Origin of the sequence: Nonomuraea candida (genome assembly GCF_000725485.1) — a bacterium.
GTDB lineage: Bacteria > Actinomycetota > Actinomycetes > Streptosporangiales > Streptosporangiaceae > Nonomuraea > Nonomuraea candida.
Window position 1 is genome coordinate 275,709 of sequence record NZ_JOAG01000009.1, and the last position, 14,512, is coordinate 290,220.

Below are 14,512 nucleotides of genomic sequence, written 5' to 3' on the forward strand. Positions count from 1 at the left end.
ATGCCCGCAGTAGGGAAAGTCCTCATCGTCGGCGGCGGCATCGCCGGCTCGGCCCTGGCCGTCCTGCTGGGCCGCGCCGGCGTCACCGTGGACGTCGCGGAGCTCGAACCGGCGCCCACCGCGCTCGGCTCGGGCATCACGCTGCAGGGCAACGCCCTGCGGGTGCTGCGCGACCTGGGCGTGTGGGAGAGGATGAGCGCGGCCGGGTTCGCGTTCGACGCGCTCGGGCTGCGCGCCCCCGACGGCACGCTGCTCGCCGAGATCCCCGACGCCCGCACCGGCGGGCCCGACCTGCCCGCCACGCTCGGCATGAACCGGCCCGAACTGGCCGAGATCCTGGCCGCCGCCGTGCGCGACGCCGGAGCCCGCGTCAGGTACGGCCTGACGGTGCAGGCCGTGTCGGACACCGGCGAGGTGACCTTCTCCGACGGCGCCACCGGGCGGTTCGACCTGGTCGTCGGCGCGGACGGCATCCGCTCGCACGTGCGCGGCCTGATCGGCGTCGAGGCGGCGCCCGAGCCGACCGGCATGGGCATCTGGCGCGTCCACACCCGCCGCCCCAAGGACGTCGAGCGCACCGACCTGGTCTACGGCGGCCCCTGCTTCATCGCCGGCTACTGCCCGACCAGCGCCGGCACCATGTACGCCTACCTCGTCGAGCGGGCCAGGCCCAGGGAGGACGTCGGCGACAAGGCCGCCCACATGCGGGCGCTCGCCGAGGGGTACGGCGGCGTCTGGGACGAGATCCGCGCCGACATCACCGACCCGGCCCGGATCAACTACACCTGGTTCGAGTCGCTGCTCGTGGACCGCCCGTGGAACCGCGGCCGGGTCGTGCTGATCGGCGACGCCGCGCACGCCTGCCCGCCCACCCTCGCCCAGGGCGCCGCGCAGTGCCTGGAGGACGCCGCCGTCCTGGCCGAGCTGCTGCTCGCCGCCGACCGGCTCGACCAGGACCTGTTCGACGCCTTCATGGACCGCCGCCATGACCGGGTGAAGGCCGTGGTCGAGGCGTCGGTCCAGCTCGCCCGCCGGCAGCTCGACGGCGCGCGCGACGCTGACGTGCCCGGCCTCATGGGACGCGTCGCCGCGATGGTGAGCGAACGCCCATGACCACCGTGGACGTGCACGCGCACGTGCTGCTGCCCGCGATCGAGCGGGCGGTGGCCGGGCGTCCCGGGCACGCCGCGCACCGGGAGCTGGAGGCGCGCCGCAACGGCCCCGACGCCCTCGCCGTGTCGGGCGCGATGATCGGCGAGCGGATGGGCCTGCTCACGCGGGCCGCCGACCGGCTGGCGGCGATGGACGCGGCGGGCGTGGACGTGCAGATCGTCAGCCCGTCGCCCTCCCATTACCACTACTGGGCCGGCCCGGAGCTCGCCACGGAGGTGTGCCGGCTGGCCGCCGAGGGCGTGGCCGGGCACGTCGCGCAGGCGCCGGAGCGGCTGCACGGCCTGGGCCTGGCCCCGCTCCAGCATCCGGCGCTGCTGGTCGCGGCCCTGGACGAGGCTCTCGATCGCGGGCTGAAGGGCGTGGAGATCTCCTCCCACGCCCCCGGCCGCGAGCTGTCCGACCCGGCCTACGAGCCGTTCTGGGCGCGGGCCGCCGAGACGGGCGCGGTCATCTTCCTGCACCCCTTCGGCTGCACGCTGGACGAGCGGCTGGACCGGTTCTACCTGTCGAACCTCGTCGGCCAGCCGGTCGAGAACGCGGTCGCGCTGGCCCACCTGATCTTCTCCGGCGTGCTCGACCGGCATCCGGGCCTGAAGCTGCTGGCCGCGCACGGCGGCGGCTACCTGCCGTACTGCCTGGGCCGGGCCGACCACGGCTGGCGGGTGCGGCCCGACGCCCGCGCCTGCGCCCGCGAGCCGAGCAGCTACCTGCGCGACCTGCACTTCGACTCCCTCACCCACGACCCGGCCGCCCTGCGCGAGCTGGTTCGCGTCGCCGGGCCGGAACGGGTGCTGCTCGGCTCCGACTTCCCCTTCGACATGGGCGACCCCGACCCGCTCGCCGCGCTGCGCGCGGCCGGGCTCGCGGACACCCCCATCAGGGGCGGCAACGCCGTCCGACTGTTCGATCTGAAGGAACCCGCATGAGACTCATCACGCATCTGCGGCACGTGGACCTGGCCGTGCCCGACTACGACAAGCAACGCGACTTCTACGCCGGCGTCTGGGGCCTGACCGAGGTGGCCGACGACAGCGGGATCTCGTTCCTGGCCGCGGAAGGCTCGCCCGAGCAGTACATCATCCGCCTGCGCAAGGCCGAGGAGAAGAGGCTCGACCTGATCTCCTTCGGCGCGGCGACCCCCGGCGACGTGGACGCGCTGGCCGAGCGGCTGCGCGCCGCCGGCGTCCGGCTGATCTGCGAGCCCGGCAAGCTGGACACCCCCGGCGGTGGCTACGGCTTCCGCCTCTTCGACCTCGACGGCCGCACGGTCGAGATCTCCGCCGACGTCGCCGTCCGCGCGCACCGCAGGCTGGAGGCCAAGGAAGCGGTTCCCGTCCGGCTGTCGCACGTCGTGCTCAACGCCCCCGACATCGACGCCACCCGCCTCTGGTACGAGACCCACCTCGGCTTCGCCCTGTCCGACACCCTGGCCCACCCCCGCATGGGCCAGGTCATGCACTTCATGCGCTGCAACCCGCAGCACCACAGCATGGCCATCGCCCGCGGCCCGCACGCCAGCCTGCACCACATCAGCTTCGAGCTGCGCGGCCTCGACGAGTACATGTACGGCACGGGCAGGCTGCTGCGCGCCGGGGTCAGGATGATCTGGGGTCCCGGCCGTCATCTCGCCGGCGACAACACCTTCTCCTACTTCCTGGACCCGCACGGCAACACCGTCGAATACACCACGGAGCTGGAGGAGCTGGACGAGGACGCCTGGCATCCGCACGTCTACGACTTCTCCCGGCCCGAGGTCACCGACCAGTGGGGCACCGCCAACCCCATGAACGAGCTGGTCGCCAAGGAGTCCTTCAACGACGTCGACCGCGGCGTGTTCGTCGCCCCGCCCGTCTGATGCGCCTGGCCACCTACCGCCACGACGGCCGCACCCGTACCGGCCTCGTGGCGGGCGACACGATCACCCCGGTACGCGGCGACCTGCTCGCCCTGCTCCCGGAGCTCGCCCCGGGCTTCACCCCGGAGCCGGCGGGGGAGCCGGTGCCGCTGCCGGAGGTGCGGCTGCTGGCCCCGTTCGCGCCGCCCACCGTCCGCGACTTCGTCGCCTTCGAGGAGCACGTCGAAGGGGTGCGCAAGAGCGTGGACGGCCGCGGCGGCGTGCCGGACGCCTGGTACGACGCCCCCGCCTTCTACTTCACCAACCCCTACGCCGTCGTCGGGCCGTACGACGACGTGCCGGTGCCGCCCGGCTGCCGGGCCTTCGACTTCGAGCTGGAGGTCGCCGCCGTGATCGGCAGGGCGGGCCGCGACCTGACGCCCGAGCGGGCCCGCGAGCACATCGCCGGCTACCTGATCATGAACGACTGGTCGGCCCGCGACCTCCAGTCCCGCGAGATGCGGGTCAACCTCGGCCCGGCCAAGGGCAAGGACAGCGCCACCACGCTCGGCCCGTGGCTGGTCACCGCCGACGAGCTGGCGGAGCGCCGGGACGGCGACGGGTTCCTGCGCCTGGCGCTCACGGCCGCGGTCAACGGCGAGGAGGTGGGCCGCGACCTGCTGTCCAACATGAGCTGGCCGTTCGAGGACCTGGTCGCCTACGCCTCACGCGGCACCTGGGTCCGGCCCGGTGACGTGCTCGGCTCCGGCACCTGCGGCAACGGCGGCTGCCTGGCGGAGCTGTGGGGCCGCCGCGGCCGGCCGGACCCGCCGCCGCTGGAGCCGGGCGACGTGGTCGAGCTGACCGTCGAGGGCATCGGCTCCGTCCGCAACACCGTCGTCGAAGGCGTGCGGCCGGCGCCGGTCCCGAAGGCCCGGCCCCGCCCCCGGCACCGCCCCTGACAGGCGGGCCGGGACACGATCCGGCCCCGGTGTCGGTGACACCGGGAGGCGATCCGGCCCGGTCGGTGGCGCCGGGACGCGGTCCGGTCAGTGGCGCCGGCCCCGGAAGCGCTCCAGGAGCCGCCGGGCCTTCTGCTGGTTGCGGGGGTCGCGGGCGAGTTGTTTCGCCTTCTCCATGTTCGCTCTGCCTTTGGGGCTGCGCAGATACGCGCGCACCCGATCCATGAGTGTGGCCATGGGCATGCCCCTACCCGATGCGCCCGTCGCCAAAAGCCCTGACGGGCGCCCGATCCGGGCGGCCGTCGCGAGTTTCCTCCCGTCAGTTGACGCAGTCCTGCGTGTCGAGCCCGAAGGCCAGCTCGCTGACCTTGCCCTTGTCCAGGATGAAGGCGTAGTAGGCCTTGGAGTTCCCGGGCACGGCGACGTGCAGGATCCCGGAGGGAGATTCCTTCAGCTTCGGGTACGCCTTCTTGACCCGTTGCGCCGACGACCCCAGGCCGATGCCCTGCGGCGTCTTCATGCCCTTCTGCGCGAAGATCACGGCCACGCCGACCTTGCGCGAGATGTACAGGCCCACCGCGCCCTTCCCGGCCGGATGGGCCTTGAGGTTCCAGCCGGAACACGCCCCCGTGCCGCCCTGCTTGAGCACGATCTTCCCGGTGGCCTTCGCCTTCGCGGCGCTCATGCCCAGCCGGACCGAGCCGTAGCCGTGCGGCCCCAGCGTGGTGGGCTTCGCGGTGGCGGCGAGCGCGGGAGTGGCGGCGAGCGCGGGGGCGGCCAGCAGCGCTCCACCGGTCATCAGCGCGACGAGCGTCCTTCTCATGGGGTTGTCTCCTCAGTGGTCGTGACGAATCCGTCTCCGCCGCGGCCCGTCCGGTGATACGCCGGAGCCGGCCGCGTGGATCACTTTCGGCCCTGCGGGGAAGATCCTGCCGTACGACGACCCCACGCGCGATCTCCGCAAAATCCCCCGAAAGCCCAGAAAGGGGTAGAAGTGCCACCTTATTGGTCCTACGGTGACCGGTGAAGGAGACACCATGGCCACCCCCACCCGGCCGGCGACGACCGGCACCGCCAGGCGGGCGCGCGACGACACGCGCCTGGCGCTCCTGTTCATCCTTCCCGCGCTGATCGGCTTCCTGGCCTTCCTGCTCTGGCCGACGCTGCGGGGCATCTACCTGAGCTTCACCAAGTTCAACCTGCTCACCCCCGCCCGCTGGACCGGGCTCGACAACTACGTGCGCATGGCACAGGACCCGGTGTTCTGGAACGCGATGGGCGTCACCGTCTACTACGTGGTCGTCAACATCGCCGTACAGACGGCGCTGGCGCTGGTCATCGCGGTGATGATGCAGCGGCTGACCCGCCGGACCTGGCTGCGCGGCGTGGTGCTGACGCCCTACCTGGTCTCGAACGTGGTCGCGGCGCTGGTCTTCCTGTGGATCCTCGACTACCAGCTCGGCATCGGCAACAAGGTGCTGGAGGCGATCGGGATGGACCGGATCGGCTTCCTGGCCGACTCCGCCTGGGTCATCCCCACCATCGCGCTCATCAACGTCTGGCGGCACGCCGGCTACACCGCGCTGCTGATCTTCGCGGGCCTGCAGACCATCCCCGGGACCCTCTACGAGGCCGGCCGCATGGACGGTGCGAGCGAGCCGCGCCTGTTCCGCAGCATCACGCTGCCGCTGCTGCGGCCCGTCATGGCGGTGGTGCTGATCATCAGCGTGGTGGGCTCGTTCCAGGTGTTCGACACCGTCGCGATCACGACCAGGGGCGGGCCGGTCGACTCCTCCAGGGTGCTGCAGTACTACATCTACGAGGCCGCGTTCAGCCGCTTCCAGTTCGGCTACGCCTCGGCGATGTCCGTGGCGCTGCTGGTCGTCCTGGTGATCATCACGTTCGTGCAGTACCGGCTGACCCGGGCCGGCACCTCCGACCTGGCCGAGGGAGGGTGACATGGCGACCGTGACCGCGCCCGCCGCGAGCGACGACCGCGCCGCCGGGCCCCGGCCGCCGAAGCCCCGCTTCGGCCTCGGCCGCGCCCTGGCCTGGACGTTCATGGTCCTGGTGATCATCGCCAGCCTGTTCCCGTTCTACTGGATGCTGCGCACCGCGCTGTCGGACAACAACGCGCTCTACGCCGGCGGCGACAGCCTGCTGCCCGTGCGGTTCTCGTGGGGCGGCTTCGAGCGCGTCTTCGGCCTGCAGACCGGCCAGGAGGCCATCGACGCGGGCGGCGCGGGCCAGCCGATCGCGTTCTGGCGCTACCTGCTCAACTCGGTGCTGGTGGCCACGATGGTCACCGCCGGGCAGGTGTTCTTCTCGGCGATGGCCGCCTACGCCTTCGCCCGGCTGCGCTGGCGGCACCGCGAGAAGGTCTTCGCCGTCTTCCTGTCCGGCCTGATGATCCCCGCGATCTTCACGCTGCTGCCGAACTTCGTGCTCATCAAGGAGCTCGGCCTGATCGACACCGTGCTCGGCATCGCGCTGCCCAGCATGCTGATGACGCCGTTCGCGGTGTTCTTCCTGCGTCAGTTCTTCCTCGGCATCTCTCGCGAGGTCGAGGAGGCCGCGCTGGTCGAGGGCGCCTCGAAGACGCGGATCTTCTTCCGGCTCATCCTGCCGATCTCGGCCGCGCCGATCTCCACGCTGTCCATCCTCACCTACATCACCTCCTGGAACGAGTACTTCTGGCCGCTCATGGTCAGCTACACCGACAAGTCGCGGGTGCTCACCGTGGCCCTCGGCGTGTTCAAGTCGCAGAAGCCGCAGGCGGGCCCCGACTGGGCGGGCCTCATGGCGGCCACGCTGGTGGCGGCGCTGCCGATGTTGCTGCTGTTCCTCTTCTTCGCCCGCCGCATCGTCAACTCCATCGGCTTCAGCGGGATCAAGTGATGCTCAGACGAATCCTCCTGGCCGCCCTCCTGCTCACCACCGCCTGCGGCGGCGGCGGGGGCGGCGGCACCACCGGCACCATCGAGTACTGGCTCTGGGACTCCGCCCAGCAGCCCGGCTACCAGAAGTGCGCGGACGCCTTCCAGCGGCAGAACCCCGGCCTGCGCATCCGCATCTCCCAGTACGGCTGGGACGAGTACTGGTCCAAGCTCACCGCCAGCTTCATCGCCGACACCGCCCCCGACGTCTTCACCGACCAGCTCGCCAAGTTCCCCCAGTTCGTCGACCTCCAGGTGCTGCGCCCGCTCGACGACCTCGCCGCCACCCGCGACATCAAGGACTCCGACTACCAGCAGGGCCTGGCCGAGCTGTGGAAGGGCAAGGACGGCAAGCGGTACGGCGCCCCGAAGGACTGGGACACCATCGCGATCTTCTACGACGCCGCCGCGCTCAGATCCGCCGGCATCGACCCCGCCACGCTGGACGAGCTGACCTGGAACCCGCGCGACGGCGGCACCTTCGAGAAGACGATCGCCCGCCTGACCATCGACCGCAACGGCGTGCGCGGCGACGAGCCCGGCTTCGACCCGACCCGGGTCAAGACGTACGGGCTGGCCGCCAACGGCAGCGGCGGCGACAACTGGGGGCAGACGCAGTGGTCGGCCTTCACCGGCAGCGCGGGCTGGCAGCCCACCGACCGCAACCCCTGGGGCACCCGGTTCAACCTGGACGACCCGGTCGTGCAGGAGACCCTCGACTGGTACTTCGGCCTGGTGCGCAAGGGCTACATGGCGAGCTTCGCCGCGATCGGCGGCAACAACGCCATCACGGCCGACACGCAGATCCAGTCCGGCATCGCCGCCATGGGCCTGAGCGGCTCGTGGACGATCTCCTCGTTCAGCAAGCTCACCGACGCCGCCGGCAACAAGCTGGACATCGGCGTCGCCCCCACCCCGATCGGCCCGACCGGGAAGCGGGCCTCCATGTTCAACGGCCTGGCCGACTCCATCACGACGTTCTCCAGGCAGCCGGAGAACGCCGCGAAGTGGGTGAAGTTCCTGTCGGGCGAGGAGTGCCAGAACATCATCGGCCGCACCGGCGTGGTGTTCCCCGCCCGGCCCGCGGGCACGAAGCTGGCCATCGAGTACAACAGGACCGAGCGCGGCCTCGACGTGTCGCCCTTCACCGACCACATCGCCGACCGCACCACGTTCCCCCTGCCGGTCACCTCCAACGCGGCCGACGTCACCGCGCTGATGCGGCCCGCGCTGGACGCCCTCTTCCTCGGCGAGGCCCCGGCCTCCTCGCTCACCCGCCTCAACGGGCAGCTCAACGAGCTGTTCGAGGTGGCCGGCTGAGCCGGGCCCCGGCAGCGCTCGCGTGCGAAGCGCCTGCCTCGGCGAAGCCTCGCGTCAAAGAATAAGTGCGACCGGTCGGTTTTATGGTGTACGGTCGTCGGCATGGACGACGAGAAGCGCGGCGACGGCCGCCTGCTGCGGGGACGGCGCACCCGGGAGGCGGTCCTGGAGTCCGCCGTGGCGCTGGCATCGGTGCACGGGCTGGACGGCCTGACGTTCGCCCGCCTCGCCGAGCACCTGGGCGTGAGCAAGTCCGGCCTGTTCGCCCACTGGAAGGACAAGGAGCGCCTGCAGCTCGACGCCGTCGGCTGGGCGCGCCGCCAGTGGACCGAGCACGTCATGGGGCCCGCCCTGCGCGCGCCCGCCGGCGTGCGCCGGGTGTTCGCGCTCCACGAGGCGCGGCTGGCCTTCTACGCCGGCGGCGCGCTGCCGGGCGGCTGCTTCTTCCTGGCCGCCCAGACCGAGTTCGACGACCGGCCCGGCGCGGTGCGCGCCCGGCTGGCCGAGTCGCTGCACGACTGGCTGGGGTTCGTCCGGTCGCTGCTCGACGAGGCGGTCACCCTTGGCGAGCTGCCCGCCGGCCTGGACACCGGGCAGCTCGCGTACGAGATCGACGCGCTGGGCGAGTCGACGGTCGTCCACGCGCGGCTGGTGGGCCACGACCTCACCTACGCCCGCGCCCGCCGGGCCGTCCTGGAGCGGCTGCGCGGCCTGGCCACCGATCCCGCCGTCCTGCCGGAGGGCTGAGCCGTGCTGAGAAGCGCCTGGACACCAGGGCCGGCCGGTCTCGACGGGCAGGTGCTCGTCAGCGTCACCGCGTTCACCGGCGACCACCTGTACGACCTGCCGCGGATCTACCGGGCGGGCACCCGCCTGGCCCGGCTGTGGCCGACCCTGGAGGGAGCCGTCGGGCACTGGCTCTGGATGGAGCCCACGCGGCGCAGGTCCGGCTCGGTGTCGCTGTGGACGAGCCCGCGGGCGATGCGGGACTTCGTGGGGCTGCCCGTGCACGTGCAGATCATGCGCGAGTTCCGCCGCCGGGGGACGGTCCGGTCGACCACCTGGACCGTGGACGATCCGGTGCTGCGCGACACCTGGCGCCGGGCGGCGGAGTTCCTCGCCACGGGCTGAGCCCGGCCCGCGCCGGGCGGTGGAGGTTCGGCGCGGCCTGAGCCCGGCCGGGGCCCGTGCCGGGCGGCGGAGTTTCCCGGCGCGGGCCGAGCGGTCACTCGAAGAGGGCCGGGTCTCCCGTGCCGCGGCGGAGGATCTCGGGCTCGCCCTGGGAGAGGTCGACCACGGTCGTCGGGGTGGCGCCGCACTCGCCGGCGTCGATGACGGCGTCCACCACGTGGTCGAGCCGCTCCTTGATCTCCCAGCCCTGCGTCAGGGGGTCGGCCTCGTCGGGCAGCAGCAGGGTGCTCGACACCAGCGGCTCGCCGAGCTCGGCCAGCAGTGCCTGGGTGACGACGTGGTCGGGGATGCGCACGCCGACCGTCTTCTTCCGGGGATGCAGCAGCCGCCGCGGCACCTCCTTGGTGGCGGGCAGGATGAACGTGTAACCGCCGGGAGTCGCCGCCTTGACCTGGCGGAAGAGCGCATTGCTCAGGTGAACGTACTGGCCGAACTGGGCGAAGTCCCGGCAGACCAGGGTGAAGTGATGGTCGTTGCCCAGGCTGCGGATCTCCCTGATCCGGTCGATGCCCTCCTTGTTGCCCGGCCGGCAGCCCAGGGCGTAGCCCGAGTCCGTGGGGTAGGCGATGAGCCCGTCGGCCCGCAGGATCTCGGCGAGCTGGCTGATCAGGCGGGGCTGGGGATTGTCCGGATGCAGATCGAAGTACTTGGCCACACCTCGGATCTTAGAAGCGCCCCCGGGGTTCCCCGCCGCCGGTAGCGAGAAACTTCCACATGGGCGCCAGCCGCCACCGTGAGACCGCCGGCCCGAGGTCCCCGGCGGACCGGCGGGACGCCTGTGACATGGATCACCGCCCCTGGCTGTCACACGGCGACGGCGGCCGGGATCGTATGGAGGCACGATCGCGAACGAACAGACAGGAACCGGCGATGGACGAACACGGCGACCGATCCGCCACCCCGGCCATGGATCAGGAGATGAGCGACCACGGCGAGCAGCCGGCGACGCCGGTCACGGGTCCGGCGCCGGGCGATCGCGGCGACCGGCCGGCGGCCCCGGTCGTGGACCCCGCCACGGAGGCGTTTCTCGCGCATCGGAACCTGCTGTTCACGGTCGCCTACGAGATGCTCGGGTCGGCCGCCGACGCCGAGGACGCGCTGCAGGAGACGTGGTTGTCGTGGATGCGCGTCGATCTCGGCGAGGTGCGGGACCGGCGCGCGTACCTGGTCAGGGTCGCCACCCGGCAGGCGCTGAAGCGGCTGCGCACGCTGGACCGGCGCCGGGAGTCCTACGTCGGGCCCTGGCTGCCGGAGCCGCTGCTGACGACGCCGGACGTGGCCGAGGACGTCGAGCTGGCCGACAGCGTCTCGATGGCGATGCTGCTGGTGCTGGAGACGCTCACGCCGGTCGAGCGGGCGGTGTTCGTGCTGCGTGACGTGTTCGACCTGCCGTACGACGAGATCGCCGAAGCCGTCGGCAAGAGCCAGGCCGCCGTCCGCCAGATCGCCCACCGGGCCCGGTCCCACGTCGCCGCCCGCCGGCCGCGCGGGCCGGTCTCCCCGGCCGAGACGCGCGGCGTGATCGAGGCCTTCCGGCGGGCGGCCGAGACCGGTGACGTGCAGGGCCTGCTCGACCTCCTCGCGCCGGACGTCGTGCTGCTGACCGACGGCGGGGGAGTGGTGCGGGCCGGGCTGAAGCCCGTCGTGGGGGCGGGCGCGGTGGCCGGCGTGCTGCGCGGCGTCGCGGGCGCGGCGCTGGAGCCGGTCCTGGTCAACGGCCATCCCGGGCTCGTCCTCCGGCTCGGCGGCCGGACCGACACGGTCGTGGCGGTGCGCGTCGAGGACGGCCTCATCACCGGCCTGTACGCCGTGCGCAACCCCGAGAAGCTGGCGCACATGGAACGGGAGATCACCGTCAGCCGCTGAGACTCCGGCACGGTGGCCGCCTCGACAGGGGCGGGGACGCCGCCTTTACTGGCGGGAGGGGGCGTGCCCCGCGTACCGAGACTGGAGCAGAGCATGGACAGGCAGGCCGGCACCGTCCCCTTCGTCATCGATCCCAGCGGCCGCGACATCCTCGGCGAGGCCGCGCGCATCCGGGCGCTCGGCCCGGCGGTCCGCGTCGAGCTGCCCGGCGGCGTGCGGGCGTGGGCGGTGAGCGAGCCGGGGCTGCTCAGGCGGCTGCTCGTCGATCCGCGGGTGTCCAAGGACGCCTACCGGCACTGGCCGGCCTGGATCAAGGGCGAGATCTCCCAGGAGTGGCCGCTGTTCCCCTGGGTGGCGGTGCGCAACATGCTCACGGCGTACGGTCCCGACCATCGCCGGCTGCGCGGGCTGATCGCCGGGGCCTTCACCGTGCGCCGCGTCGCCGCGCTGCGCCCGCGCGTCACGGCGATCACCGGCGAGCTGCTGGACGGGCTGGCCGGCCTGCCCCCCGGCGAGCCGGTCGACCTGCGCGAGCATTACACCCAGCGGCTGCCGATCAGGGTGATCTGCGAGCTGTTCGGCATCGGCGACGAGGCCGTCAGGGCGGAGGTGGCCCGCTGCGTGGACGCGCTGTTCACCATCGGCAGGTCGGCCGAGGAGACCGCCGCCGCCTTCCCGCGCCTGCGGCAGATCCTGCGCGACCTGGTCGCGGAGAAGCGCGAACGGCCCGGCGACGACCTCTCCTCGGCGCTGATCGCCGCCCGCGACGACACCGCGCCGCTGTCGGAGGAGGAGCTGGTGGACACGCTGGCGCTGTTCGTGAGCGCGGGCCACGAGACCACCGTCAACCTGCTCGGCAACGCGGTCGTCGCGCTGCTCACCCACCCCGGGCAGCTCGCCCTGGTCCGGGCCGGCGACGCAACCTGGGAGGACGTGGTCGAGGAGACGCTGCGCCACCAGGCCCCCGTGCCGAACCTGCCGCTGCGGTTCGCCGTCGAGGACCTCGACCTCGGCGCCGGCGTCGTGCTGCGCGCGGGCGAGGCCATCCTCGCCTGTTACGGCGCCGCCGGGCGCGACCCGCTCGCGCACGGGCCGGACGCCGACCGGTTCGATGTCACCCGGGCGGTGAAGGAGCACCTGGCCTTCGGCCACGGCGTGCACCACTGCCTGGGCGCGCCGCTGGCCAGGATGGAGGCGGCGATCGCGCTCCCCGCGCTCTTCGAGCGGTTCCCGGGGCTCGCGCCGGCCCCCGAGGCCGGTGAGCTGGTGCCGCTGGAGTCCTTCGTCTCCAACGGGTTCCGCGCCCTGCCCGTCAGGCTCGCGCCCCCGGCCTGATCCCCGCCCCGCCGCGGGTCCGACCCCGCCCGCGCACGCCGGTGGCCGGAGGGCTCAGCGTCCCGGGCCGGCGTCGGCGGTCTCCTCCGGGTGGCCGCCGTGCGGCAGGGTGACGGTCATGATGGTGCTGGGGATGTCCAGGTGGACGCGGTGCCATCGGCCGCGCGGGACGATGGCCGCGGTCCCGGCCCACAGCCTCACCTCCTCCTCCGCCTGCCCCGGCGCCTGCGGGCGGAGGCGGACGCGGACCTTGCCCGCGATGCAGGACACCACCTCCTCGGCCTCGGGATGCACCTCCCACCGGCCGCCGTGCACGTCGGCGTCGGTCCTGGCGTGGTAGGCCCGCAGCCGCCAGCCGTCCCGGCCGGCGTCGGGAGGGGCGGTCCTGGCGTGGATCCGGCCGCCCGGGTGCAGGTGGATGCAGGACGCGAAGAGCTCGATCGGGGTCACGGTCATGCGGGGACGAACCTTCCTCCGCCTCGCGGGCGGTCAGGCCGGGGTCTCGGCGGTGGCGGTCATGACCGCGCGGCCGAGGACGTGCCCGGAAATGGTGAAGCCCAGGTAGGCGGGGGTGGCGTCGGCCGGGACGCCGATGGCCGCGACGTCGAGGGCGTGCACCACGATGAAGTAGCGGTGCGGGCCGTGCCCGGCCGGCGGGGCGGCGCCGATGAAGCGCGCCGCGCGGGCGTCGTTGGGGAGCTGGTAGGCGCCCTCCGGCAGCCCCGAGCCGCTCTCGTCGCCCGCGCCCTCCGGCAGCTCGGTGACGCCGGCGGGAATGTCGGCCACGGCCCAGTGCCAGAACCCGGAGCCGGTCGGCGCGTCCGGGTCGTACACGGTCACGGCGTAGCTCTTCGTCCCCTCGGGGGCGCCGTTCCAGGACAGCTGCGGGGAGACGTCCCGTCCGCCGGGCAGGCCGCCGGACAGTTGCGCGGCGGGCCAGGGCGCGCCGTCGGCCAGCGTGGTGCTGGTGACGGTGAAGGAGGGCACCTCGGGGAGGCGGGCAAAGGGGTTGTTCATCGCACGGTTCCTTGCGTCAGGAGAGATGGGAGGTCCGGCCTTTCTGGCAGCGACGGGGGAAGCCGTCGCGGTCCCGGCCGGACATCATCGACGATAACACAGAAAATCGATTATTTGTCGAATGGTCTATGATGCTGGCATGACGCAGACGGCCGGCACGGCGACCAAGCAGATGCTCTCCGAGCGGGTGCACACCCTGCTCCGGGAGGCGATCATGAGGGGTGAATACGCGCCGGGCCAGGCGCTCAAGCCGCAGGAGCTCGCCCAGGGGCACCAGGTCAGCCTGGCGGTCGTCCGGGAGGCCCTGGTGGGGCTGGTCGGCGAGGGCGTCGCGGTGCGCCTGCCCAACCGCGGCTTCGCCGTCCCCGACTTCTCCGACCGCCGCTGGCAGGAGATCGCCGAGGCGCGCCGCACGATCGAGCCCGCGATGCTGCGCATGGCGATCGAACGCGGCGACCTCGACTGGGAGGCCCGGGTGCGCGCGGCCCACCACCGGCTGGCCCGCACTCCGGCGTACGTGCCGGAGGAGGGGGAGCACTACAGCGGCGCCTGGTCGGAGGCCCACCGCGTGTTCCACCGGACCCTGCTGGAGGGGTGCGGCAACCCGGTGCTGCTCGATGCCTTCGACCGGTTGTGGACGGCCAGTGAGCTGGCCCGCCGCTGGTCGGCGCTGCGCACCCCCGGGCGCGACGGCCACGCGGAGCACCGCAGCCTGGAGGAGGCCGCCCTGGCCCGCGACGCCGACACGGCCGCCGACGTGCTGGTCCGGCACCTGACCCTGACCGTGGACAGCCTGACCGTGGACAGCCTGACCGTGGACAGCCTGACCGCGGACGCCTGACCGCGGACGCCTGACCGCGGACGCCTGACCGCGGACG

The 14,512-nt window shown here is 72.8% G+C and carries 17 protein-coding genes; 12 read left to right on the top strand and 5 right to left on the bottom strand.

All coding sequences use genetic code 11. The features are described from left to right. From IO39_RS09565 to IO39_RS09580, 4 genes are read left to right on the top strand one after another with little or no spacing between them, the layout of a single operon-like run. On the top strand, nt 1–1,113 hold the full coding sequence (locus tag IO39_RS09565) for an FAD-dependent monooxygenase (protein ID WP_043619156.1): 1,113 nt from the start codon (nt 1–3) through the stop codon (nt 1,111–1,113). Then, a complete protein-coding gene (locus tag IO39_RS09570) occupies nt 1,110–2,099 on the top strand; it encodes an amidohydrolase family protein (protein WP_043619157.1) in 990 nt (329 codons plus the stop codon). The genes IO39_RS09565 and IO39_RS09570 overlap by 4 nt, the downstream gene beginning before the upstream one ends. Beyond that, on the top strand, nt 2,096–3,028 hold the full coding sequence (locus IO39_RS09575) for a VOC family protein (protein ID WP_043619160.1): 933 nt from the start codon (nt 2,096–2,098) through the stop codon (nt 3,026–3,028). Before IO39_RS09570 ends, IO39_RS09575 begins: the two co-directional genes overlap by 4 nt. After that, a complete protein-coding gene (locus tag IO39_RS09580) occupies nt 3,028–3,969 on the top strand; it encodes a fumarylacetoacetate hydrolase family protein (protein ID WP_043619163.1) in 942 nt (313 codons plus the stop codon). The genes IO39_RS09575 and IO39_RS09580 overlap by 1 nt, the downstream gene beginning before the upstream one ends. 87 nt (nt 3,970–4,056) lie before the next feature. Here IO39_RS09580 and IO39_RS55995 read toward each other — a convergent pair whose 3' ends face one another. Continuing rightward, on the bottom strand, nt 4,057–4,206 hold the full coding sequence (locus IO39_RS55995) for a hypothetical protein (RefSeq protein WP_169789038.1): 150 nt from the start codon (nt 4,204–4,206) through the stop codon (nt 4,057–4,059). A gap of 82 nt (nt 4,207–4,288) precedes the next feature. After that, nucleotides 4,289–4,792 (bottom strand): hypothetical protein, encoded by a 504-nt coding sequence (locus IO39_RS09585; protein ID WP_043619166.1) that lies wholly within the window; start codon nt 4,790–4,792, stop codon nt 4,289–4,291. A gap of 214 nt (nt 4,793–5,006) precedes the next feature. Here IO39_RS09585 and IO39_RS09590 point away from each other — a divergent pair, with 214 nt between their 5' ends. From IO39_RS09590 to IO39_RS09610, 5 genes are all read left to right on the top strand, one after another. Continuing rightward, nucleotides 5,007–5,927, top strand: coding sequence for a carbohydrate ABC transporter permease (locus tag IO39_RS09590; RefSeq protein ID WP_052422651.1), 921 nt, complete (start codon nt 5,007–5,009; stop codon nt 5,925–5,927). Between the two features lies 1 nt (nt 5,928). After that, nucleotides 5,929–6,867 carry a carbohydrate ABC transporter permease gene (locus tag IO39_RS09595; RefSeq protein ID WP_043619176.1) on the top strand — a complete coding sequence of 313 codons (939 nt, stop codon included), beginning with the start codon at nt 5,929–5,931 and terminating at the stop codon, nt 6,865–6,867. Then, the gene (locus IO39_RS09600) at nt 6,867–8,225 is read left to right on the top strand and encodes an ABC transporter substrate-binding protein (RefSeq protein ID WP_043619177.1); all 1,359 of its coding nucleotides are present in this window, start codon (nt 6,867–6,869) and stop codon (nt 8,223–8,225) included. The genes IO39_RS09595 and IO39_RS09600 overlap by 1 nt, the downstream gene beginning before the upstream one ends. 102 nt (nt 8,226–8,327) lie before the next feature. Further along, complete coding sequence (locus IO39_RS09605) at nt 8,328–8,972, top strand: TetR/AcrR family transcriptional regulator (protein ID WP_043619178.1); 645 nt, start codon at nt 8,328–8,330, stop codon at nt 8,970–8,972. A gap of 3 nt (nt 8,973–8,975) precedes the next feature. Continuing rightward, nucleotides 8,976–9,356: a hypothetical protein gene (locus IO39_RS09610; protein ID WP_052422652.1), complete on the top strand. Its 381-nt coding sequence runs from the start codon at nt 8,976–8,978 to the stop codon at nt 9,354–9,356. Nucleotides 9,357–9,450: 94 nt separating this feature from the next. Here the strand turns inward: IO39_RS09610 and IO39_RS09615 are convergent, their stop codons facing one another. Continuing rightward, nucleotides 9,451–10,071, bottom strand: a complete 621-nt coding sequence (locus tag IO39_RS09615; RefSeq protein ID WP_043619181.1) for an L-threonylcarbamoyladenylate synthase — start codon at nt 10,069–10,071, stop codon at nt 9,451–9,453. 215 nt (nt 10,072–10,286) lie between these two features. On the opposite strand from IO39_RS09615, the gene IO39_RS09620 reads away from it, so the two are divergent. After that, a complete protein-coding gene (locus IO39_RS09620; RefSeq protein ID WP_281200065.1) occupies nt 10,287–11,282 on the top strand; it encodes an RNA polymerase sigma-70 factor in 996 nt (331 codons plus the stop codon). Nucleotides 11,283–11,375: 93 nt separating this feature from the next. Then, nucleotides 11,376–12,617: a cytochrome P450 family protein gene (locus IO39_RS09625; protein ID WP_043619183.1), complete on the top strand. Its 1,242-nt coding sequence runs from the start codon at nt 11,376–11,378 to the stop codon at nt 12,615–12,617. A 54-nt stretch (nt 12,618–12,671) separates the two neighbouring features. Here IO39_RS09625 and IO39_RS09630 read toward each other — a convergent pair whose 3' ends face one another. Further along, a complete protein-coding gene (locus IO39_RS09630; protein ID WP_043619185.1) occupies nt 12,672–13,073 on the bottom strand; it encodes a cupin domain-containing protein in 402 nt (133 codons plus the stop codon). Nucleotides 13,074–13,106: 33 nt separating this feature from the next. Further along, entirely contained in the window at nt 13,107–13,634 is a 528-nt protein-coding gene (locus IO39_RS09635) for a YbhB/YbcL family Raf kinase inhibitor-like protein (RefSeq protein ID WP_043619186.1), read from the bottom strand. Nucleotides 13,635–13,773: 139 nt separating this feature from the next. Between IO39_RS09635 and IO39_RS09640 the strand changes: the two genes are divergently transcribed. Next, nucleotides 13,774–14,475: a GntR family transcriptional regulator gene (locus tag IO39_RS09640; protein WP_043619188.1), complete on the top strand. Its 702-nt coding sequence runs from the start codon at nt 13,774–13,776 to the stop codon at nt 14,473–14,475. The last annotated feature ends 37 nt before the right edge of the window (nt 14,476–14,512 follow it).

What these genes read in the sequence shown, in the direction of transcription:
- IO39_RS09565 (WP_043619156.1), top strand. Translation starts at nt 1, where the DNA reads ATGCCCGCAGTAGGGAAAGTCCTCATCGTCGGCGGCGGCATCGCCGGC.
- IO39_RS09570 (WP_043619157.1), top strand. Translation starts at nt 1,110, where the DNA reads ATGACCACCGTGGACGTGCACGCGCACGTGCTGCTGCCCGCGATCGAG.
- IO39_RS09575 (WP_043619160.1), top strand. Translation starts at nt 2,096, where the DNA reads ATGAGACTCATCACGCATCTGCGGCACGTGGACCTGGCCGTGCCCGAC.
- IO39_RS09580 (WP_043619163.1), top strand. Translation starts at nt 3,028, where the DNA reads ATGCGCCTGGCCACCTACCGCCACGACGGCCGCACCCGTACCGGCCTC.
- IO39_RS55995 (WP_169789038.1), bottom strand. Translation starts at nt 4,206, where the DNA reads ATGGCCACACTCATGGATCGGGTGCGCGCGTATCTGCGCAGCCCCAAA.
- IO39_RS09585 (WP_043619166.1), bottom strand. Translation starts at nt 4,792, where the DNA reads ATGAGAAGGACGCTCGTCGCGCTGATGACCGGTGGAGCGCTGCTGGCC.
- IO39_RS09590 (WP_052422651.1), top strand. Translation starts at nt 5,007, where the DNA reads ATGGCCACCCCCACCCGGCCGGCGACGACCGGCACCGCCAGGCGGGCG.
- IO39_RS09595 (WP_043619176.1), top strand. Translation starts at nt 5,929, where the DNA reads ATGGCGACCGTGACCGCGCCCGCCGCGAGCGACGACCGCGCCGCCGGG.
- IO39_RS09600 (WP_043619177.1), top strand. Translation starts at nt 6,867, where the DNA reads ATGCTCAGACGAATCCTCCTGGCCGCCCTCCTGCTCACCACCGCCTGC.
- IO39_RS09605 (WP_043619178.1), top strand. Translation starts at nt 8,328, where the DNA reads ATGGACGACGAGAAGCGCGGCGACGGCCGCCTGCTGCGGGGACGGCGC.
- IO39_RS09620 (WP_281200065.1), top strand. Translation starts at nt 10,287, where the DNA reads ATGGACGAACACGGCGACCGATCCGCCACCCCGGCCATGGATCAGGAG.
- IO39_RS09625 (WP_043619183.1), top strand. Translation starts at nt 11,376, where the DNA reads ATGGACAGGCAGGCCGGCACCGTCCCCTTCGTCATCGATCCCAGCGGC.
- IO39_RS09630 (WP_043619185.1), bottom strand. Translation starts at nt 13,073, where the DNA reads ATGACCGTGACCCCGATCGAGCTCTTCGCGTCCTGCATCCACCTGCAC.
- IO39_RS09635 (WP_043619186.1), bottom strand. Translation starts at nt 13,634, where the DNA reads ATGAACAACCCCTTTGCCCGCCTCCCCGAGGTGCCCTCCTTCACCGTC.
- IO39_RS09640 (WP_043619188.1), top strand. Translation starts at nt 13,774, where the DNA reads ATGACGCAGACGGCCGGCACGGCGACCAAGCAGATGCTCTCCGAGCGG.